Genomic DNA, 26,016 nt, shown 5'->3' with positions numbered 1-26,016 from the left:
TATCGAGAAGGGGGCCTCCTGCTGAAGGAGATGAATAAGTGATAGAAGATGACGGTTTTGAAATGGGAAAAACCGAATATGAAATGGTGGAATTATTGAAAAGGCTCAATATCAACAGGCCAGTAGCTCTCACTCTTACATGTCTCTCAAAAAGAGAGGAAATTTCTTCCCAGTGCATCGAAATGGTCTCGGGACTCAGGCAGCCTGAGGTTAGCATTGCAATGCGCTACCTGCGGGAGAACAGCTGGGTTGAGATAAGAGAAGAGAAGAAAGACCAGGGTAAGGGAAGACCAATTAAGCTGTACAAGCTTGTTGTCCCCATGGAAACGATTATTAATGGAATTGAAGAAAATATAATGGCTGAGAGCAGGGTAATCCTTCAGAGCCTGGACCGTCTCAAAAGCATTTTATAAAACTCCAGCCCTGGTTTTCGGACCTCACACGATATTTTCAAATTACTGCGGCAGAATTCAGGTCCGTAATACCCCCAGGGGTTTATCCCCGACCAGATACAGGACATTTTACCTGACATAATCGAGTTTTTACCGGCAGGGGATAGGTTTCCTTTTTTCCTTATCATTCATTTTTTTGACTACTTCCACAACTAAACAGACTGCCCGATAATTACGATCAGATATTAAACCCCTTATAGGACTTACGCAGTTGAACAAAAAACCAGTAGCATGAAGCACCAAACTGTCTAAAGCATAATGTTCTTGATAAGCTCTTATGTGCTTGGTTTTACATCTCAAGTGCGTAACTCACACCCTTATTTCAAGATTTAAAGGTTTTATACCCCCTATTTTTCACAGATATTTACCCTGAAATTGAATTATCGGATGGCCTCTAAAAACTTAGGGGTATTCTGCGACACGGGATAAATTCATCATTAAATATATATATCAATAGATTATATAACCACGACTTCAGGTGATTTAATTGATAGATGAAAGTGGATTAAGAATCAAACCGAATTTAAATATTGGAGAGAATACTCTAGTAAAAATTGGAGAGTGCGAGTACGAAATGATTCAGTTATTTAGAAAAATTAATGTCAGCAGGCCTGTTGCCCTGACCATCGCATGTCTGTCAAAAGGCAAAGAGATCTCCTCGCAGAACATTGAAATGGTGTCTGGCTTGAGGCAGCCTGAAGTAAGCGTTGCGATGCGTTACCTGCGCGAGAACAATTGGATTGACATCAGGGAAGAAAAAAGGACCGAAGGCAAAGGAAGACCAGTTAAGCTGTACCGTCTCGCAGTGACCATGGACCGGATTGTCAACAAGATCGAAGAAAAAATAATAGCTGAAAGCATGCTCGCACGTCATAACATCCAGTGCCTGAAGAGCCTTGCCTGAAAGTCAATAAGTAAATTAGTTAGCTAGTTAGTTAGTAAAAAGAGACACTTTAAGTCCGAAGCATCGTTTCACGTCAACGCCCCCCTGGCCCTTAGACGAATGTTTTTAAGAAAGAGGAGGCTGAACCATGCTTTGGCTTTAACACTTTTTAACCAGAGTCTTCCGGAAGATCGGGGCCCATTTCGGCCTTAATCCGGTTTTTACTTAAAAAAAAGATGTCAACACTCTCTAAAACCTGAGACTTAAACAGATGTTTTAGAGAGAGTATACCACTATGTCAACTACCCCCCCTGTCAGCCTTCGGCTTTCGTGTTAAACCATAGGTTTAACAGGAGTTTCTAATTTTCAATTAGAAACACCGAGGAAGGGGCTTGAATATCACTGATTATGTTCTCAGATCATCTTATTCGTATGGCCGGTTGACTTAATGGCTGCCAACCACCAGTTCCCTTTCAAGAACGGCGACCCAATTCTATCGAAACGTTTCAAAGGCAATTTCAACGTGTTTGTTACCAAACAATCATGTCCTATAGAACTATTTCAGGTTGTAGACCCAATCTTATAGCTGTTATCTCTCAGTGAGAGTGCCCAACCTCTAAAGAGGTACCGGGGCAACCTGTTTCACAACTAATTATATATAGTTAATTATATTTAAAAACGTCGGATGAAAAAACCGGCCCCTGTAGTCTTGACGCATTCCTCCCCCACCTGTCAGCCTTCGGCTGTCGTGTTAAACCGCAGGTTTAACAGGAGTTTCTAATCTTCGATTAGAAACATCGAGGAAGGGGACTCCTGCTGAGACAGTTGAAGCTTGCCGTAAGAGCCGGTTTAGCGCTCCCAGAGCCCGGTCTCCTTTTTAAACTCTTCGAGACCCATATCGTCTATCATCTTTCCGAGTCTCTTCTTCGGCTGTCCGTTTTCCTTGAAGAATTCGATGATCCTTTCCACGGCTTCGAGGACCTCTTCTTCCGAGAGGTTCTTTGCAACAACGTCCGCAAGTCTTGGCTTCAGCCCGGCAGCACCTCCGACCATGAGGGTAAAACCGTTGGCTGTTCCCATGACCCCTATATCTTTAATTACAGGTTCAGAGCAGGAACTGGGGCAACCGGAAACCGCCATTTTCATCATATAGGGCAGTTTCATGCCTGTGTATTTTGCGTCCAGTTTCATGCCAAGGCTAACCGCGTCCTGCTGACCCTTCTTGCAGAAAGTGGTGCCAGGGCAAAACCTAACACCTTTGATACAGGGGCCTGTTACGAGCCCGGCACCCATATCGAGTTCGGCCCAGGCGGCATCAAGGTCTTCCTCTTTCAGGCCGACGATGGCCATCTTCTGACCAGATGTCATCTTAAGAGTTGCAGCCCCATATTTTTCCGCAACGTCTGCGATCTTTCGAAGGGTTGCGGGATCAACGATCCCTCCAGGGGTACTGGGGGCAATTACGTAGGTCTCACCGTCTCTCTGAACAATTGCGTTCTTTTCAGGTAAATTGGGTTTCAAATGGAATATCCTCCTTATTTTTGTGAGTCAGCCCGTTTTTACGGCCCAGGTTCTTTCAGGATTTTTTACCCTTCATTCTTCCATTTTTGCCCTGGTATCAGAATTAACAACTTTGAATAATCCTATCTCTGACAAACGATATATTTTTACTACTTATATATTAAAGACGCCAAGTTAAATAAACACAGTATCTATGTTTATACTATGAAAAAACGAAGTGTAAAAAAGAAAATGGAAAAAAATCAGTATCTCTCCCTGTGAACTACCCCACGCTAAAGCAGTGGGGCTTCCTGCTTCGTACCCCGGAGCAACCTCCACGAGTCCACAGGCTCTTCCCTCCGTCCCGGAGGTGTATCTTTAATTTAGATCGCAAGTGCGAACTTTTTAATATTTATAGCTGCATTTATGTCCCTATCGTGCTCGGTTCCACATTCTGGACATTTCCAGTTTCTAACATCTAATGTTATTTCCTTATTGTGGAACCCGCAGACACTACAATTTTTAGTAGAAGGTTCCCACTGGCCTATACGGATTACTGTTTTCCCTATCTTTTTGGCTTTGTACTCCAACTTACTCACAAAACCCCCCCACGCAGCGTCACTTATAGCCTGTGCAAGTTTATGGTTCTTCTTCATGCCAGCAATGTTTAACGATTGTCGGCTAAGTCGGAGGGATTGCTCCCTCTTTCTCGCCTAAGAACTGTACGTGAGACTTTCACCTCATACAGCTCAAGCATCTCAAAACCCTGTAGGGGCAGTCGTTATAAAGTTGCATGGTGTTGTCTATGGCAATGAGCGTGTGTATATATCAGATTGGTCTGTCTGTTGTCCTTGTGATTTCCGTTTATGTGGTGTAGAGGTCTTTCCTCAGCATCATTGTTAATGTTTATCGGGAGTTCACAAAATGGACATATACCTGCCTGTTTTTTCCAAATTGTATTAAATATGCCTGACAGTCTTTTCGAGCCTTGATCTCTTTGACGTTTTATAAAGTAGTCTTTGTCAAGGTAAGGGTTTTTATCAATGGATAGGTTGGTATTTCTTACTATCCTTTTGTCGGATAGTCGTTTGAGCGTGTTATATTTGGTAGAGAATATCCAAGATCTGGTTTCGTAGGTATGCCAGTACTTATGGCGTATCCATTCTTTGTTTTTATACGGGTGTCTTCTTTTAGCCCATTTCCATAGCATCTTCCAGATTAAGTGGTCTATTGTGCTGAATGTTGCTTTTGCCACGATTCCTTGGTGGTAGTTCGACCATCCACTTATAATAGGGTTGAGGGTTTTGATTAGGGCTTCTTGTGGCCATGTTTTACCCTTTTTAATTGTGTTGCTGATTTTATCGACCACTTTCTGGATAGATTTCTTGGAGGGCTTGATAATAAGTTTCCCTTTATATTTTCTAAAGTTCCAGCCTAGGAAGTCAAAACCATCGTCAATGTGGGTGATTGTAGTTTTATCATCTGATAGTTCCAGACCTTTATCCTTTAGGAATCCTTTAATCAGTTCCTTCGCCTCTTCTGCTATTTCCTTTGTGTTTGCAGTAATTATAAAGTCATCAGCGTATCTTACAAAGTTTACTTTGTATTTTCTACGTTGATGATCAGTTATCCTTCCAGTTTTGCCCCTGTGGTATTTGTCTTCTAGGAGTTTTTCAATTCCGTCTAACGTCATGTTGGCTAGAATTGGGGAAATGATACCTCCTTGTGGGGTTCCTGCAACTGTTGGAAATAGGGTTTTGTTGAACACGTAACCTGACTTTAGGAATTGTTTTAGAACAGATTTGTCCATTGGGATATTTTCAAGTAACCACTGATGACTAATGTTGTCGAAACAGCCTTTAATATCCCCTTCTAGAATCCATTTAGCTGATCTTTTGGTGCTAAGATTTCCGAATATTATTGAACATGCATCGTGTGTGCTTCTGAATTTTCTAAACCCGAATGATCTTGCGTCTGCTATTGCTTCTGCTATAGGGTTTAGAGCCAGAGCATATAGGGATTGCATGGCTCGGTCGTGCATTGTAGGGATTCCTAGGGGTCGTTTCTTGTTTTTCCCATATTTTTCGATGTAAACACGCTTTAAGGGTTTGGATTTGTACCTTTTATCCGTTAATTAGAGAACCGCTTCCATCTTGGCTTTAGGTGTGTTCCACTGTTCGCCGTCGATTCCGGGGGTTCTCTTGCCCTTATTCTGTATTGTCTTACGGACTGCCAATAATTTGGCATAATACGAATGGGTTAACAGGTAGCTTAGCCTTTTGACAAGATTCCAGTTACCTTTTTTAACAGCTTTCGTAATTCGGACTTGCATCCAATTGACATGTTCCTCTACCTTTTTCCAGTTGATGTTGTTCCATCTGGAATAGGGTCGAACGTCTGTGAGCTTCTCATTGGTTGGTTTGGTGTGAGCAATGTTTATGCCGTTGGCTGTTTCAGGGTTTTCCCACAACAGTTTAATGGTTAATGCTTCCGCTTCTTCAATCAATGTATTTGAATGTCTCACATTCATAGGGTATGCCTTCGTTCATACGTTGAGCTACCATAGAGTAAGTCTGCATCCTTTCGGATTGGGGCAAATTTTGAACCCTTATACAATTCATTACAGATTGTCATTCGCTTTTTACTCCGTTCCTTTACCCTCTAAGTCATCGTTATCCTTTGCAGGATTTCTACCCTTGTGGGAACTTATAGGGCTTACCAAGTTCTATAACATAAATAATTGTGAGTACCTTAGAAGCCATCTATAAACCGAGAATCATATGTCCATTTCCCTCAGCGTCAATAGAACCGCTGAGGTCTAATTCTACACCTTTTGGTTCAAGCGTATCAATCTAGTTTCGCTTGTTGCTGTTAACGATTCTTACGATGGTTCAACTTACGTTTCTTCATAGCACTCTTACCTTAACAGATCGTTTGTATTAGATTTACAAACTTCTCCATATTGTCCTATGAGCTTCACACCCAGCCGTTGCCAGCCACGCATGTCATAGTAAGGTTATCTCAGATGGAGGAGATAGCATTTCTGCAATTCATGTTATAACTTCTTGTCACACCTACCGCTACAGCTTGGTTCTCGCTTATAAGGTCATTACTAACCTTGTGCTGAAAATCGTTTCTTTGATTGCTTATTTTTTCATGAATTATTGCAAGTTTTTGTACTGCTTTCCTTCGGTTCTTTGAACCTTTTACCTTCCTGCTTACTCTTCTTTGAAGGGTTTTGAGCCTTTTAAGAGAATTTTTAAGAAATCTTGGGTTCTCTATCTTTTCCCCGGTGGAAGTTATTGCAAAATCTTTTAGCCCTACATCTACCCCTATTGTAGTACTTTCAGAATATTCTTGAACTTCTGGATATTCTTCTCCGTCCTCAGTTAAGATGCTTACGTAGTACTTACCAGTAGGCGTTCTTCGAACTGTTGCCGTTCTAAAAAACTTTGAATTTAAGTTCTGTTCTATTATGGTTTCCCCATTGACTAGCGTTTTTTCAATGAGGTTATCCATAATTTCAGGACTTAATAGTTCCCGATGGATTTTAATTTTCATCCATCCAATTCCGGGAAAAAATATCTCTGAGGAAGTGAGATTAATCTTGTACCGTTGGGGCACCTTGAATGATTGTTTAGTGTCTTTTTTTGATTTCCTTTGTGGGAATCCATTTTGGCCTTTGAAAAATCTTGTATATGCATCTTGCAGGTTCCTTCTGGCTTGTTGCAATGACTGTGAATTGACTTCCTTCAACCACGGATATATTTCTTTGAGAACAGGAATGTATTTTTCAAGTTCCGTCAAAGATATATTTATCCTAAATTTGTCATAATAAATTTGTTTGTACTCAAGAAGCTTGTTATAGATAAATCTGGAACACCCTATATGCTTTTCAATTAGGATTTTTTGTTCATCATTTGCCGGATAGATCCGGTACACAAGCCCCTTTTTCATGCAAACCAGTATATATAATCAATCTTATATAAATATACCTTTTTACAGCCGAACCTGTTTAAACCGGCCCCTGTAGGCTCGACGCATTCATCCCCACGCTAAAGCCTTGGGGCTTTCTGCTGCGTTTCTGTAAGCCAGCTGGTTTTTCAAGTACTGGCATTTTCCCTGACTGTTTACACAAAACCAGGAGCCGAAGAAAACAGGGACCAGCGCCTGTACTTCATGGCCCTCTTCACTCTTTTTACAGCAAGGTCCACGGCGGCTTCCCGGGGGAGGATACCCCTGCTTTTTGCGGCTTCAAGTACGACCTTCGTGTTATTCCTAACCTTCTCCTCAATTGCCTCGAAAGCCGCGCAGCGGGTGGAACCCCTGTACTCGGAAGCCGCACATATAACGCCTCCCGCGTTTGCTATAAAATCAGGGACGTAGAGCACCCCTTTTTCATAAAGGGCCTTTTCAGCCCCCTCCGTGACCGGGATATTTGCCCCTTCCACGATTAATTTTGTGTTCAGACGGTCCATGTTTTCCTCGTTGATCACGTCCGGCCGGGCTGCAGGAATCCAGATATCACAGGGGATATCGATAATGGCGTCCCTGTCAAGTGTTTCCCCGTCCGGGTAATCGGTTACGGATTTTTCGGCCTTTTTCAGGGCGAGCAGGGCTTCAACGTCGAGCCCCTCCGGATTTTTGATCGTGCCCCTGGAATCTGACACGCCCACAATTACGGCCCCTCTTTCGGCCAGGAAACGGGCTACATTTTTCCCGACAGCTCCGAAGCCCTGGACCACCACCCTGGCCCCTTCAAGTCCGAAGTCGCAGTACTGAAGCGCGATTTCCGTTGCGTGGAGCACTCCCCAGCCTGTGGCCCCGATTTCATCCAGAGGAATTCCTCCGAGCTCGCAGGGCAGGCCCACGACTCTTGCAATCTCGTCCCTGACGCAGGCCATGCAGAGCTCGTTTGTCCCCATGTCCGGAGCAAAAATATACTCCTCGTCGTTCCTCAAGGCAGAAGCGAGAGCCCGCATGAGCTGATTTTTCTTTTCCTGCGGCATTTTGGGGTCCCCGTAGATGACAATTTTTCCACCCCCATAGGGCAGGTCGGCGGCCGCGTTTTTCAGGGTCATGGACCGAGCAAGCCTGAAACATTCTTCGACACTTACATCCGGGGCTATCCTGATCCCGCCAAGCGCAGGCCCCCTTGCCACATTGTCCACCACAAGCACCGCTTTTAAGCCCACAGACGGTTCGTAAACATGAATAATTTTAAAAGGCCCGAGCTCATCCGCAAATCTGAACATGTCCTCCATAAACTGATCCCCCTCCTGTTTAAATCCCCTTGTCCCGATAAAATAAATCCTGATCATATTATAAGGAGATGTTTATTAAAATGTCTTCCTGTGAGCCTGGAGGGAGGAGGGAGGCCCAGATTTATCTTACTTCAACTTGAGAAGGGCCTGGCCCTTACCTGAACTTGCCTGGGCTGGACCCATTTGAGCTGAACTCATTAAGAGAATATACCCCTTCCAGAGGCCTGAAGAATCCTTCCCGGGCCTTTCCGGCAGGAAGTAGCTTAAAGTAGCTCCGTTGCCAATACAGGCAAGCAGACCACTCAAAATCAAAAAATCTCGAATATCAACTTGATGAGGAAATTGAAATGGAAAAGCCGGAACCAATAGGCAAAGTAATTTCATACATTTACAGATACCAGCGGATTTTTCTTGATAGGGAACTGGAACCCCACGGTATAGGTAGCGGGCAGTTTAGCTTTATGATGTTGCTTTACTTAAAGGACGGAGTCAAGCAGGAGGCTCTTGCCAGAATATACAAAATGGATAAGGCCACGGCTGCCCGGGCAATAAAAAAGCTGGAAGATGCTGGCTATGTCTACAGGAAGCAGGACGCGGAGGACAAAAGGGCATACAATGTCTTTGTAAGTAAAAAAGGAAGGGACATAGAAGCAAAAATGAATAAAATAGCTTTAAAGTGGAATGATATGGTGTTATCAGGTTTCAGTGAGGAGGAAAAACGGCTCAACGCTGCATTTCTTGAAAGAATCGGGAGAAATATATCCGGACTTTTCGATTGAAAAATTCGGTTATATTACTGCAACAAAACTCAGTTCTCTGCCGCAAACAGAGGTCCGGTTTCACACCCCCCTTTCGTGTGCATTCTCATGTTTTTGTGCATCCGCAGGATCCCGTACATTACCATGTTTCCGCACATTCTCCTCTAATTCTTCATTTCTGCGTCCAGCCCTGAATTTACCCCTTACAAGCCAGCTAAGGCCTGCAACTGCCAGCCCGAAGACCCCGGCGAACAGAAATACCTTTTCAACCCCGGAAATGGCCAGCACAAAGCCAAATACAATCGGGGAGAGGGTTTGCCCCAGGTATTTCATGGTATTGTACACTGATATTATACTGCCTTTGGAATCTTCCGGTGCAATCTGGAGGATCAGGGTATCGACGATGATCTGGGAAAGCCCGTAGCCCAGGCCGAAGAGGAGCAAAAGGAAAACGAGTATTATTTTTGAATGTGTAATTCCTATCATTGCCACGGCAAGGCCTGCAAAGCCGAAACCTGCGCCTGCAAGGCAGATCATGGGATACTTTAGCGCAAGAACCTTCGCCCTTGCAGCGATCAGGATAACCGTTATTCCCGTAAGGCTTAACGCAAGCCCCGCTTCCTTTGGTGTATACCCGAACTCGGCCTTGAGCATGAAGGGCAGGTACACTACCAGCGCATAGAGCAGGAAAAAAACCGAAAAACTCAGAATTAAGGTGTAAACGACTTTAAAATCCAGTAATGGTTTTAAAAATTCCTTAACCGTTTTTTTGTTTCTGGATCTGGTCATTGTTCCTTTTTCTCTTCCTCTGTACTTTGGCCCTACAGGATTTGTTTCAGGAAGGCATACCGCCGCAAAAAAAGCCAGGGGTAGGGTAAGGGTATAGAAAAGGAAGGGCAGGTTCCAGCTATGTGAAGCCAGCAGGCCACCTATAATTGGGGAAAACACAGAACCTATGGCATTCGTCATGCCCACCCTGCTTGTGGCATGCACCCTTTCAGAGCCTGAGTAGAGGTCCCCTATCAGCAGCATAGAGAGCAGCATCATACCTGCGACTCCTATTCCCTGAAGGAAACGAAGGATAATGAGGGTTTCGAGATCCGTTGCAAAATAAGCCGCAAGCCCTGTAAAACCATAGAGAACAAGGCAAAAGATAAGGATTTTTTTTCGCGGTATGCGGTCCGTAAGAGAGCCGAGAACCAGAGAAAAAAGCGCTGTGGAAAAGGTTATGGCTGAAATCAGAATACCTACATTTTGCGCTGTTGTGTGCAGGGGGCCCACCATTTCCGGAAAAACCGGGCCCAGCAGAGCACCCGACGCCATCCCGAAGAAGACCGTCAGGCAGATGATAAAAAGATGAATTTTTTTGTTAGTTTTCATAGCAGTACTCATATTTTTCGGTTTTTTCAAAGAATTAGCACATATTGTTGCGATTGCAACCACTTGTAAAGTGTAATTGTTCACATATAAAAGTTGTGCACACAACTACTTGCTGCAAAAAAGAATTTTACCTGAATAAATACATTGTGTTTACAACTTAATGAAGGGAAAAACGGAAGTTTTCAGGCCCGGGAATAATGTACGAGATTTCGGCTCTTCATTCCGGGCCTTTTCCAGATTATACTTCACAACAATTCATTGAAATTTTAAAAATCGATATATTATTTAACAAAGACATTTATATATATAAAAATATATTATAGATACGTTATATATTTTTACGTATGATAGGAGGGGGGACAAAATGAAGATAGACCATAAAATAATCTGCCTTTTGGTAACTTTCACAGTTCTGTTTTTGACGGTTTGTAGCACAGTTTCCGCCGCAGTTCTTACCGTTGATGACGATCCGGGTGCGAATTATACATCAATTCAGGAAGCTGTTAATAATTCGTCTCCAGGAGGTATGATTATCGTATCCCCGGGGCTGTATATTGAAAATATATATGTTGACCTGCCAGGCTTGATTATTAAATCAGAATCCGGAACCCCTGATGATACCGTTATCCGGGCTCTGAACCAGAACCATTCAGTGTTTTATATAAATAGAAGTAATGTGACGATCAGTGGGTTCAGTATAAAAGATGCCGGAGCGATCTATTTTAATCCTTCCGAAATTCCCACCCCCGGCGAGCCAGAGAACTTTAACGATGAAAGCAATAGATCTAAATCCCCGAGCTATGATTATTCTGTCTCGAATTTTTCAGAAAAGTATGCAGGAGAGGAGGAAGGGTTTCCTTCCGGGGTATTCCTGTATATTGTAGACAATTGCAAAATCAACAGTAACAAATTCACAAATAACCTTAATGGAGTTTCTCTTTTATATTCATTTCATAACGACCTGAACAATAACAGCTTTTCGGACGGCGGCATCTCTATGGAATTTTCCACATACAACGTGCTGACCGATAATTTCCTTAATGATACAAGATTTGGCATTTCGCTGACAGCACATAGTTATTACAATACGGTAAACAATAATAAGGTTTCAAACAGTTACGAAGGAATCGGGATTGGTAGCAGTAGCTGGAGCAATAATATATCAAATAATACAATTTTAAACGCCGAGTATGGAATCTCCATGTACGATGCCGGAGATAACATGATAGTGGGTAATACGGTGTCAAACAGCAGCCAGGGCATTGCGGTAGCCGATTCTTATTGGGAGAGCCTGATAGGCAATAAAGTAACGGGAAGCAGGGAATGCGGCATCTACCTGTATTCTTCCGATTCAACCTTTATTTACAACAATTATTTCAATAACACGGAAAATGTGAAATTTGAAAATGTTTATGGAGATAACATCTGGAACACGACAAAAACTTTGGGTACGAATATTGTAGAAGGCCCGTACCTTGGGGGTAATTACTGGGCAAACCCGAACGGGACAGGCTTCAGTGAGACAGTAGCGGATTCGGATGGCGATGGATTTTGCGATTCTCCCTATAATATATATAAAAATGATTTTGATTATTTCCCACTTGTGAAAGTGCCTTCCGGTTCGGGAGTGCATATGGAAATAACAGTTGTGGGAGAGGACCCTGAGGTTTCAATAGAGATTAACAGGAGCAGGCTCGATTTCGGGACTTTGCTTTCCGGCCAGAACAGCACTCCGGAGTTTCTGGGTATAAAAAATATTGGGACTGAAGACGTGGAGATCTCTGCCGAGGTCAGTAATAGTTCCGATTCGGTTTTCATTGAAGGCACTTTCCTTGATTTTCTATTCTGGCCTGAGTATTCGGAACTTATTTCCAAAGGAGAAGAGAAAGCTGTGGAAGTGGTGATCCGGGTGCCGGAAAATTATTCCGAGAGGGGGAAAAAGGAGGGGGACCTGATTCTCTGGGCTGAAAAAGCCTGAGCGCTTTTTCGTCAACTACCCCCACCTAAAACCTTCGTCTGAGGACTCAGGTTTTTGAGGAGGGGGCTTGTTTCGACAAGTCCCTGGTTGAATAGCCTTTCGTTATACTGGTCATGATATTCGAGGATACTCCACACGTTCTCGGAGATTTCGATCTGGATTAAACATCCCTGAGAGGAAGGGGAAGTGTTCAGGTCATTAACAAGCCAGTATAACAGTGGCGATGTGGACCCACTCCAATCAAGGAGGACAAATCTATGAAAATATTTGTCATCAATATACACAACGAACCATTAATGCCCACGACCCCGAGGAAAGCAAGAATATTACTTAAATCAGGTGGGGCAGAAGTGGTACAAAGGAATCCTTTCACTATCAAACTTCTTTATCCTTCGGGAAAAAATACTCAGGAAATAACCCTGGGAATCGATACTGGGTTCCTTAACATAGGATTTTCGACAGTTTCCGAAAAAGAAGAACTTATTTCAGGAGAGGTAAAACTTCTTGCTGGAATGCCAGAGCGAAACGATGAACGGAGAATGTACCGAAGAAACCGAAGAAACCAGATAAGACACAGGAAACCGGGGTACAACAAAAACACCAACAAAGAAGGTTGGTTGGCTCCATCTATCACGCATAAGCTTGAAAGCCATATCAGATTAATAGAGGATCTTGCCGAAATCTTACCCATTACAAAAATCGTTGTCGAGGTTGCGAACTTCGACATTCAAAAAATCAAAAATCCGGAAATTGAAGGCAAACAGTATCAGGAAGGGGAACAGGCAGGCTACGATAACGTTCGGGCCTATATTTTGCACAGAGACGGATACTCTTGCCAGAACCCGGACTGCAAAAACAAATCAAAACAGCCTTTGCTCCAGGTGCATCATATCCAGTACAGAAGTAACAGTGGTTCTGATCGGCCTGACAACCTGATTACACTCTGCAATCAGTGTCATACCCCTGAAAATCACGAAGGATTCCTTCTAACATGGAAACCAAAGGTAAGAGGCTTCAAAGATGCTACATTCATGAATATAGTACGCTGGAAGCTCATTGATATTTTAAAAGAAAAGTATGATGTTGAGCACACTTTCGGATATGTCACAAAAGCGAAAAGGTACGAGCTTAATCTTGAGAAAACTCATTCAACCGATGCTTTCTGTATTGCTGGAGGGGGAACTCAGGCTCGATGTGCTCCCCATGAAATACGACAAATAAGAAGAAATAACAGAAGCCTCTCGAAATTCTACGATGCGAAGTATATTGATTTGAGGGACGGCACTCAAAAAACCGGACAGGACTTAAATTCTGGAAGAACTACCAGAAACAAAAATCTTAACGGGGAAAATTTGAGAGTGTATAGGGGTAGGAAAACAAAGAAAGGAAGGTACAGCATAAGGAAAAATCATTATCCAATTCAGCCAATGGATTTAGTTGAGTACGAAGGAGAGCTATATTATGTAGCTGGAGCACAAAATTACGGAAAGTATGTGAAACTTCGAGCCTCAGCAATTAAATCATCCAAAGTAGTAAATATTCAAAAAGTTAAAATTGTAAAGTACGGCAAAGGATTCTGTTGGATTGAACAATCAGTACCACGTTAAAAAAATATAGAATCCGGCCCCCGTAGTCTATACGCATTCATCTCCCACCTGCCAGTTCCGGCAAAGCCGGAACTGTCGAGAAAGGAGTCTTCTGCTGTTTGAGATAAAATTTCGGGTTTCAGGCTCTTACCGCTCGCCTTCCCCCGGCCTTTTCAAATCAGGGGGGCGGTAAGCCATAAATACCCCGGCCGCAATTATTGCATTTATCATGCTTCGCGTAACTTTTCTTGGTACAGGAGGCTCGCTTCCTACCCGCAACAGGAACCCTTCCGCGGTGATGGTTAACAGGAAGGGAGAACTTCTGCTTTTCGACTGCGGGGAGGGAACGCAGCAGCAGATGATGCGAGCAAAGACCGGGATGATGAATCTTTCCTCCATTTTTATCAGCCATTTTCATGCGGACCATTTCCTGGGGGTTCCGGGGCTTATCCAGACCATGTCTTTCATGGGAAGAACCGAACCCCTTACGATCTACGGGCCGCAGGGTACGGAAAAGTTCACGGAACTTTTCGGGTCTCTGGGCTATTTCAGGCTCAGGTACGAGGTCCGGAGCGTGGACCTTAACCCCGGGGACGTGCTTGAGCGGGAGGAATACAGTATCCATGCCCTTCGGACGGAGCATAGCATCCCAAGCCTGGGTTATGCCCTGATCGAGCACATGCGCCCCGGTCGGTTTAACCGGGAGAGGGCAATCGAGCTTGGAGTCCCACCCGGCCCCCTTTTCGCGAAACTCCAGCGGGGGGAGCCTGTGGAAGTTAAGGGAAGAATCATAAGCCCTGAGGAAGTTGTGGGCAGCCCGAGGCCAGGCAGGAGCCTGGTGTACACAGGTGATACAAGGCCCTGTGAGGCGGTGCTTGAAGCAAGTAAGGATGCGGACCTCCTTATCCACGACGGGAGTTTTGCCGACGAAATGGCAGACTGGGCCAGAGAGTCCATGCATACCACGGCCGGAGAAGCCGCAACTCTTGCAAAAGAAGCCGGGGTCCGGCAGCTTGTCCTGACACATATAAGTTCCCGTTACTCTGATGATTCGGCCCCGGTCCTTAACGATGCAAAAAAAGTTTTTGAAAATGTACTGGTGGCAGACGACCTGATGGAACTCGAGCTTTCTTACAGGAAAGAATAAGCAGGGATGGTCGACATCATGGAAAATTTAATTGAAAAATGACTGAAAAAAAAATTGAAAGAAAAAAATTGAAAAACAGTGTTCAGAGCAGAGTCCAGTCCAGTTTGTTGTTTTCGGCATCGTAGAGGAAGACTTTCATGCTCTTGTCTTCGACTTCGTAAAGAGGCTGGACTCCAAGATAGAGAGCATCCCCTTCCTGGAGGTCAAATTCTCCGTTGACTCTTGCAAAATAAACCCGGCCCTTTGTCCCCTTTTCCTCAACGGTGACGCCTTTCCAGGTCAGATTTTTGATAACATTAATTACCATACATTCAAAGCGGTCGGTTTCTTTTATTTCATTCATGTGAGATCCCTTTTATAAATTAACTTCATGTAGAATTCCAATATTATTTTATAAAGCTATTCCCGAAACCAGCTGCACTATATAAAAAAGTGAGGGGTATAAAGCTTTTAAAAACCCCAACAAATTTTAGACTGCAGACTTAAACGTACAGACTGTCCGGGTTCCGGCTTTCGTCTTTTTTAATGAGCTTTGAAAGGGCATCTTCGAAGTCTTTTTCCGTTACAGTATTTCGGTCTTCAATAATAGCCCGGTGCAGGGCGGTTTTCAGTACCTTTTCCACCAGGTCCCGGCCAGAGAGCCCAACCGCTTTCTTTGCCATAACCGCAAAGTCGCAGGGTCCGACTTCAAGGGGGAAGGTCGCGATGTTCGATTCGAAGATCTGCAGGATTTCTTCAACTCCCGGCAGGACGAATTCTATCTCTTCTTCGAACCTGCTCCGAACCGCCGAGTCGAGGGAATGGACACGATTGGTCGAGCCTATGGTACAGATGCCTGCCCTTTCATCAATTCCGTCCATTTCAGTAAGGAGAGCGTTTACAATCTCGACCACGTCTCCTCTCAGTTCCTGGAACCTTCTGTCGAGGGCAATTGCGTCCAGCTCGTCAATGAAAACGATACAGGGTGCCATCTCCTCCGCCCTGTCATAGAGCTGATGGATCTGCCGAGCTCCGTCGCCGACGTATTCCCCGATAAGTTGGGTGGCTTTGACAGGGATGATCGGAACCTCGGTCTTGGTTGCAAGGGCTTTTGCAAGCATGGTCTTTCCCGTGCCTGAGGGCCCGAAAAAGAGAACGTTTCTGGGGGCCCATTTCCCGAAACTTTCGGGGTCTTCCAGGAAACGCTCGATAAGCCTGCATTTCTGCTTTGCAAGTTCCTGCCCGACCACGGACTCAAAGTGGACCGGGTTTTTAATATATGTTGAAGCAAGCGGGTCGTTTTCCTCTTCGCTTACCACAATCGAGGTTGACATGTCGATTACGGACTCTGCGGGCTCTACTTCAAGTATTCTGTATGCAAAATCCGGGAACATCCTCCGGTCAAAAAGATATTCACCTTTACGAACCACGCAGCCACTCCACTGTTCCCGCGCATAGCACTCGAAAACGTCTTTGTTTTCAATTACAGGGTAGTCCTCGATCATGCCGCTTAACGGGTAGCCTTCGGGTTTAAGAACCAGGAGTTCGGCGGCAACTCCCTCGGAGTCCGGACTGTTTTCATGGTTCTTCTTTGTATTTACTCGCTGTGAGATTGGACGCACTTTGTAATCAACTCGAATAATTTTGTATAAATATTAGCAAAGTGAACTACCCCCACCTGTCAGCCTTCGGCTGTCATGTTAAACCATAGGTTTAACAGGAGTTTCTAATTTTCAATTAGAAACACCAAGAAAGGGGCTTCCTGCTTCGTTCCCCGGAGTAATCTCCACGAGTCCACAGGCTCTTCCCGCCGTTCCGGCGGTGTATCTATAATATTATGTAGCAAGTGCAAACTTTTTTATGTTGATTGCAGGTTAATATCCCTATAATGGAATGAGGCGCATTCAGGACATGCCCATTCTCGAATATCAAGGGTTATCTCTGAATTATGGAACCTGCAAACACTGCATATCTTTGTTGAAGGCTTGAACAGTCCTATTTTTAACAGGGTTTTTCCGGCACATTTCGTCCTGTATTCTAGTATTCCGACTTTAGTTCTGCGATATTAATTCTTTGTTAATTACCCATTCTCGTGAACTTTAAGACGCTGTTCTGATTTTTTAAGGTATCTGAGTTTTTCTATTTTTTCCCCGGTTGAAAGAATCGCATACTCTTTAAGGCCGATGTCAACACACTCAGTTGTTTCTTCTGAATATTCAACTTTTTCAGGTACTTCTTCCCCGGCCTCCGTTAAAATACTAATAGTATTTCCCAACTGAATGTTAAATTGAGGGAATCCTCTTCCATGTTCAAACATATTTTTAAAAACGCTGAGAAGTTCGTCCCTCACAGCTTGAACGGCTTGAGAATTAACATCTTCCGACCAAGGAAAGTGGGTATGTTTGAGAATCGTCATATATTTACAAAATTGTTTTTTTGTGAGGGTTGTCCCAAACTTATCGTATATTTCTTCCCTTATATTAAGTAAGTGATTATACACAAAACGGAAAGCTTCGAAGTGTTTAGATAATATATATTTTTGAATCCCTGTTGGGTACACTCAAAATTTGTTTCCATGTTTCATGCTTAAGAGATGAATGTCTTTAATAGTATATTAATATGATTATTAAGATTTAATGGAGAGAGGTAGTTGACCTCACGGTTAAAGACAGGGAGTATTCTCTACCCCTGCACCCATCCCTTATAAAATAAATGCGTTAGAATATCCTGCTGGATATAATACTAATGTAAAATATTTATAGGATTAAGAAATTAGAAGATATCTATAATCATTAATTATTGAGCTTCATTTAAGGTCTAAATAACCTTTAATTCAGGATGTACTTTCTTTTAGGAACCCGGAAATCCACTGCCAGCAGGCCATTTTCCATGGTTTATTATCATATTTTGGAATAGACACACCACATAAATAATATAAATGAGCTGAAATATTTATATAAATAAGAATAAACTAACCGGAATGCAAACATATTAATATAAATAGTTATTAATAATAATAAAGATTAATTACAGAGAATGGTTTTTATGTTTACAATGCAAAACACTGAAGGTTTTAATCAGGAAACCCTTGACAATATGAATGCTGAAGTTAAGCGAATCATGAGTAAACACGATCCCAAATCAAAAAAATACAGGGAAATTTACGACCAGGCTGAAGATGATGTATTTGACAGATACTGCACTGAAGTTTTCAGTCCCTCCCTTAAACTCTAATAATAGAATCTAAAAGATAATTTTGTGGTATAGGAAAGACACTGTCCCAATATACCTTCTTTTTTGTTTTTGGTTTTTCCATAATTTATAGGTACCGGCTTTCCGAAAAGAGAGATTTCCAAATGTATTATATCCTGCTTTCGGCAGAAACACACAAATGAGACATTTATCTATACATATAAGTCATTTTAGGGGGGGAAACCCTTCTATTTTGACATTTTTGGACATTAATTTATCCTTATTGTGTCTTAGTGCCGAATGTAGGTTATATAGTTTTGCCTACCTTTTTTAAGTATGTATTCATGGAAAAAATATTTAATAACGGTAGTATTCCTCTTTTTCATTCTCTTAACTCCGGCAGCGTTAGCTGTTGAAAATGAAACCGGTTCAGGGGATGAAAATACCCCTGCGGGAAATTCGGGAGAAGCCCTTTTTTCTGAAATCAAATTGCGTGCGGCCACCCCGCCCTAAAGGACGGGGTATGCTGATGGGCCGCCCGCGCGGTTCCCCGGATACTCCGAAATCATTTGTTCAATTGCTAAGATTACCTCAATCTATGCGATTAAAACTCTGCTTTCGGTTTTCTCTGGGAGGAGCACAACAAAACCTGCGAGGTTTCACTTCATCCCCGACCTGAAGGACGGAGTATTCGTGACCCTCCGCGCTCCCAAAGTAATAAAAGAGAGTATCGACATATACAACCAGAACATTGGCACAACCCCGGATGCTTTTAAATCCATGGCCAAAAACAAAAAGATCCTTTTCGACATCACCCTGGAGGACGGAACGAAACTGTACATATGGGGGACGGTCGGGGAAGAGGCCAGTTTCAATACATTTGAAATAATCGAAGACCCTTCGGAAAAAGACCCGACCCTCAAGGTCCTGAGTGACGAGGCCACCGTTCGCTCCATTGTGGGCTCCTCCAACCCGGTCAACGACTTTTTCGACGCCCTTGACGAAGACAGGATTGTAATAGATACCGTCAACTACCCCACGCTAAAGAAGCTGGCCGACAATTCAATTTCAGGCAAAAACATGTAAAAAAAAGGTATATAAAGCCTTTAAATCGAAAACGAAGGAATTCGGCTATTACTGACAGTAATTGTCGGACAGCCTGTAAAGCAGTGGGGCTTGTAAAAGCCCTGGTTGACCAGCCTAAGTCTTAATTGACTACGTTGGAAATGTCAGTGCGACAAGAAAGCTATAATATGAATTGCGGTAACGCTATCCCTTCCATTTGGGATAATCCTACTATGACATGCGTTGATGGTAACGTCAAGGTGTGAAGCTCATATGACAATATGGAGAAGTTTAGAAATCTAATCTAAACCATCTGTTAGGATAAGAATTCTAAGAAGAACGTAATGTGAACCATTGTAAGAATCGTGACCAACAACAAGCGAAATTAGATTGATACGCTTGAACCAAAATGGTAATGAAATCAGACCAATAAGGCTTGACATACTTATTGGGAAATGGACATATGATTTTCGGTTTAAAGATGGCTTCTAAGGTATTCACAATTATTCATTTTATAGAACTTGGTAAGCCCTATATGTTCCCCTCGGGGTAGGAATCCTGCAAAGGATGACAATGACATAGAGGGTAAAGGAAAGGAGTAGAAAGCGAATGACAATTTGTAATGAACTGTATAGGGGTTCAAAATTTGCCCTAATCCAAAAGGATGCAGACTTACTCCGTGGTATCAAAACGTAAGAATGAAGGTATGACCTATGAATGTAAGTCATTCAAATACGCTGATCGAGAAATCAATCCGCGAGAAGCTTACAAACAAAACACATGTTAATAGGCTGCAAGTCATGACTTACGAAAGCAGTTATTAACCAAATAACTGCTGCCCTAACGGGTTAAGAGATGCTTGAGCTGTATGAGGTGAAAGTCTCACGTACAGTTCTTAGGCGAGAAAGAGGGAGTAATCCCTCCGACTTAGCCGACTGATACCTGCGAATGCTTCCTCAGTTTGCAGCTCTATCGTTTAGTATTAAAAGTCCTGAGAGGTAGGGACGGTGTGCTATGCATGACAAGCGTTTCCAACATTGGCGAGGGGAGACAATTTAAAAATTGCGTTACCTGCTATGGAAATTTTTCCAGCGCAGAGAGGAGAAATCCAGCATGATATTTATACTTAACAAAAACAAAGAGCCGTTAAGTCCCTGCCATGAAGCAGTTGCAAGAAAACTGCTTAAAGCGGGAAAAGCGGTTATTCACAAAAAATATCCCTTTACAATTCGACTCAAAGAGCTGAAAGAGTCTAAGGACAATTCGGCTTTTAGACTGAAAAGAGATTACGGAAGCCGTCACACGGGTCTTGCTATTCTGAAAGGCTCAAATGTTGTCTGGGTTGCACAGTTGCACCACAAAACAAGCATAAAAAAGAATATGGATAGCAGAAGATCAATGCGGAGAACACGGCGAAATCGAAACACCCGTTATCGAAAACCGAGGTTTCTGAACCGGAAAAGACGGGAAGGCTGGTTGCCTCCATCCCTGCAAGGCCGTGTAGATAACATTGAAAATTGGGTCGAAAGTCTCAGGAAACTCTGCCCATTGACACATATTTCCTATGAAAACTGCAAGTTTGACACACAGCTTATGCAAAACCCCGAGATCAGTGGAATCGAGTACCAACAGGGAGAGCTGCAGGGCTATGAGATCAGAGAGTATCTGCTTGAAAAATTCGGTAGAAAATGTGTCTACTGTGGAGCTGAAAACGTTCCTTTAGAAATTGAGCACATTATTCCTAAAATCAGAGGGGGCTCAAACAGAGTCTCCAATTTAACATTGGCTTGTAGAGAATGCAACCAGAAAAAAGGAAGTCAAACTGCAGAAGAGTTTGGACATCCAGAAGTATATAACCTGGTTAAAAAGCCGCTTAAAGATGCCGCGATTGTAACAGCTACCAGATGAAAAGTTTTCGAAGTTTTGACGAGAACGGGCCTTCCTGTAGAATGCGGCACGGGTGCAAGGACAAAAATGAACAGAATCAGGGCAGAGCTGCCAAAAGATCATCATTTCGATGCTATTTGTGTAGGAGAATCCACTCCAGAAAAAATCAATTTTGCAACAAACAACGTCCTGCATATCAAAGCAAAAGGAAGAGGGCAGTATAAAAGAACAAATCTCGATAAGTACGGCTTTCCTCGTTCATACCTTCCCAGGCAAAAAACCTTTTTTGGTTTTCAAACTGGCGATACAGTCAAGGCGGTTGTACCCAAAGGCAAGTACAAAGGGACATGGTTTGGTTCCGTTGCTTGTAGAAAATCGGGTAGTTTCGACATCAAAAACAAAGAGGGGAAAAGGATCTCTATTAATAAAAAATACTTCAAAGTATTACAGAGAACAGATGGTTATGAATATTCGACAGAGAAGTGCGGCATTCCTCCCGGCGCTAAAGCAACCGGGCTCCCTGCCTGAATTTTTGTGGATGTAGGGATCGTAAAGGAAATTGTCTTTTTTGCCATAAAAAACGGGCTTGGAAAAATCATTGATCTGATATTTTAACAATAATTTTCTCTTTTTTACTTCATTTATCTGTTCTGTTCTGTTCTGTTCTGTTCTGTTCTGTTCTGTTCTGTTCTGTTCTGTTCTGTTCTGTTCTGTTCTGTTCTGTTCTGTTCTGTTCTGTTCTGTTCTGTTCTGTTCTGTTCTGTTCTGTCCTGTTCTGTTCTGTCCTGTTCTGTTCTATTCTTTTCTGTTGTTCAAAAAAGACCCCACCGAAACCCGGAATCCACCTAAGATATTCCCATCAGAAGATATTTATATTCCTGTTCCTTATTTCCATTCATGTGTGCCTTAAAAAGAAATATGGGCCTGGCTCTCATACTCGTTTCATTATTACTGATTCCTCTGGCCGGTGCGGCCACAGATTCCGCATCCGTTATCGGGACTCCTATCTATGAAGCCCCGGAAGATGCCCGGAAACTGGCGGAAGAGGGCGACTTTTTCAGTGAATTGTGCATAAACGCAGAACTTTACAACAGGAACTTTGATGAAATGCCCGTACTTTTGAAACAGTTTGTGGGCAGCCAGGATATTGCAGGCCAGATCAAACTGGAAAACGGCACAATGCTCAACATTACCCTATCAATGAGAGGGGCAAAGGTAATGGATTTTTACAGCTATGACACACTTAAAGACCCTAAATTGAAGTTAGGAGCTTCAGCAGTCGTGGAAACGGATGAAGCAACGGTAAGAAAAATTATGGATTCGGAAGAACCTTTCAAGGAAGCTGTCAACTACATGAACGATGGGTCCCTTTCCGTGGAATGTGAAGGTATGTTCAGAAAAGCGGCCCTCTGGACAATAAAAAAATTATACTGAACACAATAAAGGAAATCGTTTTTTTGATTTAAAGGCTTTAAATACCTATTTTTATCATTTTTTGCCCTGAAATTGAAATTGTCGAACAGCCTGTAAAAAACAGAGTAGGCTTCGGGCCGCATGCTCGGTTTCGCGAATACTCAGAAATTGTTGAGTCTCAATTGTTTGGATAACTTCAATCTATGATTGAAACTCTGCTTTCAGATTTCTCTGAGAGGGGCGCAAAAAATTTACGAGGGTTCATTTCATTCCCGACCTTAAGGACGGGGTATTCGTGACCCTACACGCTCTAAAAGTAATAATAAAAAATATTTAATCTAGACTCCCTCATGCCTATTTTTCCAATAACAATATAATTTGTTATTTTTTCTTTTTATATTTTTTTATTGCAAATATACTCATTATAAACAAATTAACCGGATATGTAACATTTTTCAGAAAGATTTATATCTTATCTTTCTATAACTTTAGATACCTTATCTGTTCAACGATATTATTAAAGAATAATGATAATATTCGCAAATTTGCTGATTTGCAATATATATTAAAAAACGGATTGGTATTTGCAACTAATAATTGTATAACGTTTCTCTTAAAAACGGGGATTTTGGGGAATACGGTTGCTATTTGCTGATCTGCACAGGGAAGGGTTATTTTAATCAAATATTGGAGGGGTGTCCAAAAACAGTGGGGTAATCTATGGTATGTATGTGCCAAACATTATTATTTAATTAATATATTTTGGTGCTATTTCATTACAATATTTTGGGACGGAAGGCTGAATTATGTTTAATTGATGAAGGGGACTTCGTTGCATATTTTTAACTTATAAATTATATAAAATGTTATATATAATTCAACGATCGGGTTAATTCCCAAACGGTGATAAGATTATGAACAAGATAAAATTAATGGTCGGTTCACTGCTCGTTCTGTTCTTTTTGGTAGGATCAGCAAGCGCAGCAGTAACAATAGAAAAGCAACCAGCTGTAATGATTGAGCAAAATCAAACTGTTAAAGCAAACAGTGACTATATAGACATGGCAAACTTCACATTAAAAGCTACTGCCGGCGAGTTACTGCAAACTGTCAAAATTAAGTTTAATGAAGCTAGCTCAAGTGTGACTGGAAACGATATTAAAGAAATTGCGATTTTTAATGATACTGGAAAAATCGTTGTTAATGATACAAATATTGATCTCGGTCAGTCTATAATCTTTAACATTGATGGATATGCCGTTTCATCTGCTGGCACTGAATTTATTATCAAAATGAAGACTGATTCCAGCTGGTCTGATAACGGTGGAACCGACGCCGATGCAATCTCAATATATATGGGAGCCGGTAAAAACACCTTCACATTCAACTCTAATTCCCCAATTGCCGAAGAACTTAATTCAAATTTAGTATGGATCGCTGATACGACGGTTCCGATAATTTCAGGGCCTGTCTACAACCATACCAGTCCTTTTTCACTTAATGAGAATGACTTTGTAATGATCAATGTAACCTTCCCGGAAAACATGTCTGAGGTCAAGCTCACCATCAGCGATACGGGTAGCAATGAAGCTGTTATTAACACTATAGGCAATATTGCTGTGTTAAATCAGGATATGATAGAAGGGGAAGACAATGAATGGTATTACATATATTCTCCTAACTCAACTGAAAATTGCTCGGTAGACATAAGCTTCACAGGAAAAGATCTTGCCTCAAATTCATTTACTCCTGAAATCGATTATGATGCATTTGTCATTGATAACATAAATCCAGAGGCTTCACTAAAATATCCAAAAAATTCAAACAAGTACGTCGCTACCTCAACCCCTACCTTTAACTTCACCGCTTCAGACAACTGGGAATCGATTCTGGGTTGGAATTATGATCTGTATATAGATAATACACTTGTTAACAAAGCCAACTATACAGAGTCTAAAGCCGGTGAAAACGATAAATATACTCTCCTTACATTGAAGGATGACGCGGCTCTTTCTGATGGAAAGTACAAATGGAAAGTTATTGTTACGGATGCCGCTGGAAACGAGAAAAAACCTAATAATATTGGGTTCTACGTAGACACGGAAGTTCCTAACCTGCTGGCTCTCAATTATCCTGAAGAGGGGGCCCTGAATAAGACAAGTAATACCCTTTCTTTCAATTTCACAGCCAATGACAGTCTTAGCTATGAATATGGGTTAAAACTGACTTACGAGCTGTATGTTGATTCCATATTGGAAGATTCAGGTGAAATAACTGGGCTTGGAGCTCCACAGACTGTTGATATTTTCATAGCAGATGGGGCTCATAACTGGACCGTATCAATCAAAGATAATGCAAACAATGAACTTAAGAGGTCTGCGAATTTCACCGTTGATACCCATGGACCAACAGTTGAGTTAGTGAAGCCATTGAGTGAAGCCGAATGCTTTGGAAATTCCGGGGATTTCAAATTCAATTATAGTGACAGCGACTCTGGTTTGCCTCTTAACTATAAACTTTTAATCAACGGGCTTGAGTGGAAAAATGGCACGATTTATGACACAAAGGCAAATGTGGGAAAAGATAACGTTACGATAACGGTTGATAACCTCCCTGAAGGAGACGGGGTTGTTTACAACTGGACCGTTAACGTCACTGATTATGCAGGTCGCAGTGCTCAACCCAATGCGAATAAGTTCAAAATTGACTCAAAGGCACCGGAACATGTCACAGGTCTGGTCATTAAAGATACTCAATACGAGAGCCGAAATCTCACTGTAAAATGGAATGAAAGTGAGGCTGAAGACCTTAAAAACTATATCGTTTACTTTAGCACCTCAAACGCCATCAAAAATGTTTCCGAATTACCTGATGACGTTGAGTCTGAGTCCATAATTTTGTCCAAAGATGTGAATTCTACTTTCCTTAATGTGGACTATAATGGCCTGGACTATTATGTGGCAGTAGTCACCAGGGACGAAGTGGGCAACTACAATAATACGTTGGAATGGGCCGAACCTGTAAAGTCTTACGAAGAAATGGCCCTCAGTGTTGAAAAAGGCTGGAACCTTGTATCTGTGCCAAAGAGGCTGCTTGATCCAGGTAAGGTAGAGGTCTTTGGAAGCTGCATGGTTCTTTACTACAACACAACATCCGGGGATTATGACTTTGTGGATGTAATCGAACCCTGTAAAGGTTACTGGGTAGACTCCAGCTCTGCAGATGATATTACACTCACTTTTGAACCAATGCCACTGGGAGGCGTAGGTGAACTTCCACTTTCTGTGGATCTTGTGTCGGGCTGGAACATGATCGGCCATACCTCCACAACTGAAATGAAGCACTCAAATGTCCTGAAAAGCATTGAAAACGGATATTCTAATCTGCTCAGCTACGATGCAACGCCGGGTGTAGGCTGGGACTCCGTACTCAAGAACTGGGATAGCTTCAATATGACAGCTGGCCAGGGCTACTGGATACACATGGAGAATAATGACAAATACGTATCCGTAGACAACTACTGAGTAGGAAC

22 protein-coding genes and 2 pseudogenes are annotated in these 26,016 nt (G+C 42.4%); 12 read left to right on the top strand and 12 right to left on the bottom strand.

Features of this window, described 5'->3' with window-relative positions; genetic code table 11:
• The first annotated feature begins 62 nt into the window (after positions 1 to 62).
• Together ACZ5QV_RS10855 and ACZ5QV_RS10850 are read left to right on the top strand one after the other, a co-directional pair.
• The gene (locus ACZ5QV_RS10855; protein ID WP_464602089.1) at positions 63 to 413 is read left to right on the top strand and encodes a transcriptional regulator; all 351 of its coding nucleotides are present in this window, start codon (positions 63 to 65) and stop codon (positions 411 to 413) included.
• A gap of 526 nt (positions 414 to 939) precedes the next feature.
• Entirely contained in the window at positions 940 to 1,356 is a 417-nt protein-coding gene (locus ACZ5QV_RS10850; RefSeq protein WP_464599833.1) for a transcriptional regulator, read from the top strand.
• Positions 1,357 to 2,184: 828 nt separating this feature from the next.
• Here the strand turns inward: ACZ5QV_RS10850 and ACZ5QV_RS10845 are convergent.
• The 6 genes and pseudogenes from ACZ5QV_RS10845 to ACZ5QV_RS10820 form a co-directional block, all read right to left on the bottom strand.
• Complete coding sequence (locus ACZ5QV_RS10845; RefSeq protein ID WP_464599832.1) at positions 2,185 to 2,856, bottom strand: NAD(P)/FAD-dependent oxidoreductase; 672 nt, start codon at positions 2,854 to 2,856, stop codon at positions 2,185 to 2,187.
• 362 nt (positions 2,857 to 3,218) lie between these two features.
• A pseudogene (locus tag ACZ5QV_RS10840) lies at positions 3,219 to 3,512 on the bottom strand (RNA-guided endonuclease TnpB family protein); the annotation flags it as partial.
• Between the two features lie 104 nt (positions 3,513 to 3,616).
• Positions 3,617 to 4,957 (bottom strand): annotated as a pseudogene (gene ltrA / locus ACZ5QV_RS10835) (group II intron reverse transcriptase/maturase); the annotation flags it as partial.
• 12 nt (positions 4,958 to 4,969) lie between these two features.
• Positions 4,970 to 5,365 carry a reverse transcriptase N-terminal domain-containing protein gene (locus ACZ5QV_RS10830; RefSeq protein ID WP_464599831.1) on the bottom strand — a complete coding sequence of 132 codons (396 nt, stop codon included), beginning with the start codon at positions 5,363 to 5,365 and terminating at the stop codon, positions 4,970 to 4,972.
• 491 nt (positions 5,366 to 5,856) lie between these two features.
• Positions 5,857 to 6,792 carry an RNA-guided endonuclease TnpB family protein gene (locus ACZ5QV_RS10825; RefSeq protein ID WP_464599830.1) on the bottom strand — a complete coding sequence of 312 codons (936 nt, stop codon included), beginning with the start codon at positions 6,790 to 6,792 and terminating at the stop codon, positions 5,857 to 5,859.
• Between the two features lie 173 nt (positions 6,793 to 6,965).
• The gene (locus tag ACZ5QV_RS10820; RefSeq protein WP_464599829.1) at positions 6,966 to 8,099 is read right to left on the bottom strand and encodes a Glu/Leu/Phe/Val family dehydrogenase; all 1,134 of its coding nucleotides are present in this window, start codon (positions 8,097 to 8,099) and stop codon (positions 6,966 to 6,968) included.
• Between the two features lie 347 nt (positions 8,100 to 8,446).
• Here ACZ5QV_RS10820 and ACZ5QV_RS10815 point away from each other — a divergent pair, with 347 nt between their 5' ends.
• Positions 8,447 to 8,878 carry a MarR family winged helix-turn-helix transcriptional regulator gene (locus ACZ5QV_RS10815; RefSeq protein WP_464599828.1) on the top strand — a complete coding sequence of 144 codons (432 nt, stop codon included), beginning with the start codon at positions 8,447 to 8,449 and terminating at the stop codon, positions 8,876 to 8,878.
• Positions 8,879 to 8,938: 60 nt separating this feature from the next.
• Here ACZ5QV_RS10815 and ACZ5QV_RS10810 read toward each other — a convergent pair whose 3' ends face one another.
• The gene (locus tag ACZ5QV_RS10810) at positions 8,939 to 10,237 is read right to left on the bottom strand and encodes an MFS transporter (protein WP_464599827.1); all 1,299 of its coding nucleotides are present in this window, start codon (positions 10,235 to 10,237) and stop codon (positions 8,939 to 8,941) included.
• 526 nt (positions 10,238 to 10,763) lie between these two features.
• Between ACZ5QV_RS10810 and ACZ5QV_RS10805 the strand changes: the two genes are divergently transcribed.
• The 3 genes from ACZ5QV_RS10805 to rnz all read left to right on the top strand — a co-directional run bounded on the left by ACZ5QV_RS10805 (position 10,764) and on the right by rnz (position 14,948).
• Positions 10,764 to 12,215 carry a right-handed parallel beta-helix repeat-containing protein gene (locus ACZ5QV_RS10805; RefSeq protein WP_464599826.1) on the top strand — a complete coding sequence of 484 codons (1,452 nt, stop codon included), beginning with the start codon at positions 10,764 to 10,766 and terminating at the stop codon, positions 12,213 to 12,215.
• Between the two features lie 257 nt (positions 12,216 to 12,472).
• Positions 12,473 to 13,822, top strand: a complete 1,350-nt coding sequence (gene iscB, locus ACZ5QV_RS10800) for an RNA-guided endonuclease IscB (protein WP_464599825.1) — start codon at positions 12,473 to 12,475, stop codon at positions 13,820 to 13,822.
• A gap of 208 nt (positions 13,823 to 14,030) precedes the next feature.
• Positions 14,031 to 14,948 (top strand): ribonuclease Z, encoded by a 918-nt coding sequence (rnz, locus tag ACZ5QV_RS10795; protein ID WP_464599824.1) that lies wholly within the window; start codon positions 14,031 to 14,033, stop codon positions 14,946 to 14,948.
• 82 nt (positions 14,949 to 15,030) lie between these two features.
• Here the strand turns inward: rnz and ACZ5QV_RS10790 are convergent, their stop codons facing one another.
• From ACZ5QV_RS10790 to ACZ5QV_RS10775, 4 genes are all read right to left on the bottom strand, one after another.
• Positions 15,031 to 15,291: a hypothetical protein gene (locus ACZ5QV_RS10790; RefSeq protein WP_464599823.1), complete on the bottom strand. Its 261-nt coding sequence runs from the start codon at positions 15,289 to 15,291 to the stop codon at positions 15,031 to 15,033.
• Between the two features lie 139 nt (positions 15,292 to 15,430).
• Positions 15,431 to 16,549: an AAA family ATPase gene (locus tag ACZ5QV_RS10785; protein WP_464599822.1), complete on the bottom strand. Its 1,119-nt coding sequence runs from the start codon at positions 16,547 to 16,549 to the stop codon at positions 15,431 to 15,433.
• A gap of 236 nt (positions 16,550 to 16,785) precedes the next feature.
• Positions 16,786 to 16,971, bottom strand: coding sequence for a zinc ribbon domain-containing protein (locus tag ACZ5QV_RS10780; RefSeq protein ID WP_464602088.1), 186 nt, complete (start codon positions 16,969 to 16,971; stop codon positions 16,786 to 16,788).
• Positions 16,972 to 17,007: 36 nt separating this feature from the next.
• Positions 17,008 to 17,487 carry a helix-turn-helix domain-containing protein gene (locus tag ACZ5QV_RS10775; protein ID WP_464599821.1) on the bottom strand — a complete coding sequence of 160 codons (480 nt, stop codon included), beginning with the start codon at positions 17,485 to 17,487 and terminating at the stop codon, positions 17,008 to 17,010.
• Between the two features lie 485 nt (positions 17,488 to 17,972).
• Between ACZ5QV_RS10775 and ACZ5QV_RS10770 the strand changes: the two genes are divergently transcribed.
• Positions 17,973 to 18,161: a hypothetical protein gene (locus ACZ5QV_RS10770; protein WP_464599820.1), complete on the top strand. Its 189-nt coding sequence runs from the start codon at positions 17,973 to 17,975 to the stop codon at positions 18,159 to 18,161.
• Between the two features lie 248 nt (positions 18,162 to 18,409).
• Here the strand turns inward: ACZ5QV_RS10770 and ACZ5QV_RS10765 are convergent, their stop codons facing one another.
• Positions 18,410 to 18,607, bottom strand: a complete 198-nt coding sequence (locus tag ACZ5QV_RS10765; protein ID WP_464599819.1) for a hypothetical protein — start codon at positions 18,605 to 18,607, stop codon at positions 18,410 to 18,412.
• A 205-nt stretch (positions 18,608 to 18,812) separates the two neighbouring features.
• On the opposite strand from ACZ5QV_RS10765, the gene ACZ5QV_RS10760 reads away from it, so the two are divergent.
• From ACZ5QV_RS10760 to ACZ5QV_RS10740, 5 genes are all read left to right on the top strand, one after another.
• A complete protein-coding gene (locus tag ACZ5QV_RS10760; RefSeq protein WP_464599818.1) occupies positions 18,813 to 19,205 on the top strand; it encodes a hypothetical protein in 393 nt (130 codons plus the stop codon).
• A gap of 1,092 nt (positions 19,206 to 20,297) precedes the next feature.
• Positions 20,298 to 21,092 carry an RNA-guided endonuclease IscB gene (gene iscB, locus ACZ5QV_RS10755; protein ID WP_464599817.1) on the top strand — a complete coding sequence of 265 codons (795 nt, stop codon included), beginning with the start codon at positions 20,298 to 20,300 and terminating at the stop codon, positions 21,090 to 21,092.
• A 15-nt stretch (positions 21,093 to 21,107) separates the two neighbouring features.
• Positions 21,108 to 21,599 carry a hypothetical protein gene (locus ACZ5QV_RS10750; RefSeq protein ID WP_464599816.1) on the top strand — a complete coding sequence of 164 codons (492 nt, stop codon included), beginning with the start codon at positions 21,108 to 21,110 and terminating at the stop codon, positions 21,597 to 21,599.
• A 369-nt stretch (positions 21,600 to 21,968) separates the two neighbouring features.
• Positions 21,969 to 22,505 (top strand): hypothetical protein, encoded by a 537-nt coding sequence (locus tag ACZ5QV_RS10745; protein WP_464599815.1) that lies wholly within the window; start codon positions 21,969 to 21,971, stop codon positions 22,503 to 22,505.
• Positions 22,506 to 23,398: 893 nt separating this feature from the next.
• Entirely contained in the window at positions 23,399 to 26,008 is a 2,610-nt protein-coding gene (locus ACZ5QV_RS10740; RefSeq protein ID WP_464599814.1) for an Ig-like domain-containing protein, read from the top strand.
• Positions 26,009 to 26,016 lie beyond the last annotated feature (8 nt).

The organism is Methanosarcina baltica, assembly GCF_055394095.1.
The sequence above is the reverse complement of the archived record's forward strand: the minus strand, read 5'-3'. Positions and strand labels throughout refer to the sequence as shown.

Excerpts from the sequence above, each read along its gene's own strand:
- ACZ5QV_RS10855 (WP_464602089.1), top strand. The coding sequence starts at position 63 with ATGGGAAAAACCGAATATGAAATGGTGGAATTATTGAAAAGGCTCAAT.
- ACZ5QV_RS10830 (WP_464599831.1), bottom strand. The coding sequence starts at position 5,365 with ATGAATGTGAGACATTCAAATACATTGATTGAAGAAGCGGAAGCATTA.
- ACZ5QV_RS10825 (WP_464599830.1), bottom strand. The coding sequence starts at position 6,792 with ATGAAAAAGGGGCTTGTGTACCGGATCTATCCGGCAAATGATGAACAA.
- ACZ5QV_RS10820 (WP_464599829.1), bottom strand. The coding sequence starts at position 8,099 with ATGGAGGACATGTTCAGATTTGCGGATGAGCTCGGGCCTTTTAAAATT.
- ACZ5QV_RS10815 (WP_464599828.1), top strand. The coding sequence starts at position 8,447 with ATGGAAAAGCCGGAACCAATAGGCAAAGTAATTTCATACATTTACAGA.
- ACZ5QV_RS10810 (WP_464599827.1), bottom strand. The coding sequence starts at position 10,237 with ATGAAAACTAACAAAAAAATTCATCTTTTTATCATCTGCCTGACGGTC.
- ACZ5QV_RS10805 (WP_464599826.1), top strand. The coding sequence starts at position 10,764 with ATGATTATCGTATCCCCGGGGCTGTATATTGAAAATATATATGTTGAC.
- iscB (WP_464599825.1), top strand. The coding sequence starts at position 12,473 with ATGAAAATATTTGTCATCAATATACACAACGAACCATTAATGCCCACG.
- rnz (WP_464599824.1), top strand. The coding sequence starts at position 14,031 with ATGCTTCGCGTAACTTTTCTTGGTACAGGAGGCTCGCTTCCTACCCGC.
- ACZ5QV_RS10790 (WP_464599823.1), bottom strand. The coding sequence starts at position 15,291 with ATGAATGAAATAAAAGAAACCGACCGCTTTGAATGTATGGTAATTAAT.
- ACZ5QV_RS10770 (WP_464599820.1), top strand. The coding sequence starts at position 17,973 with ATGTTTACAATGCAAAACACTGAAGGTTTTAATCAGGAAACCCTTGAC.
- iscB (WP_464599817.1), top strand. The coding sequence starts at position 20,298 with ATGATATTTATACTTAACAAAAACAAAGAGCCGTTAAGTCCCTGCCAT.
- ACZ5QV_RS10745 (WP_464599815.1), top strand. The coding sequence starts at position 21,969 with ATGTGTGCCTTAAAAAGAAATATGGGCCTGGCTCTCATACTCGTTTCA.
- ACZ5QV_RS10740 (WP_464599814.1), top strand. The coding sequence starts at position 23,399 with ATGAACAAGATAAAATTAATGGTCGGTTCACTGCTCGTTCTGTTCTTT.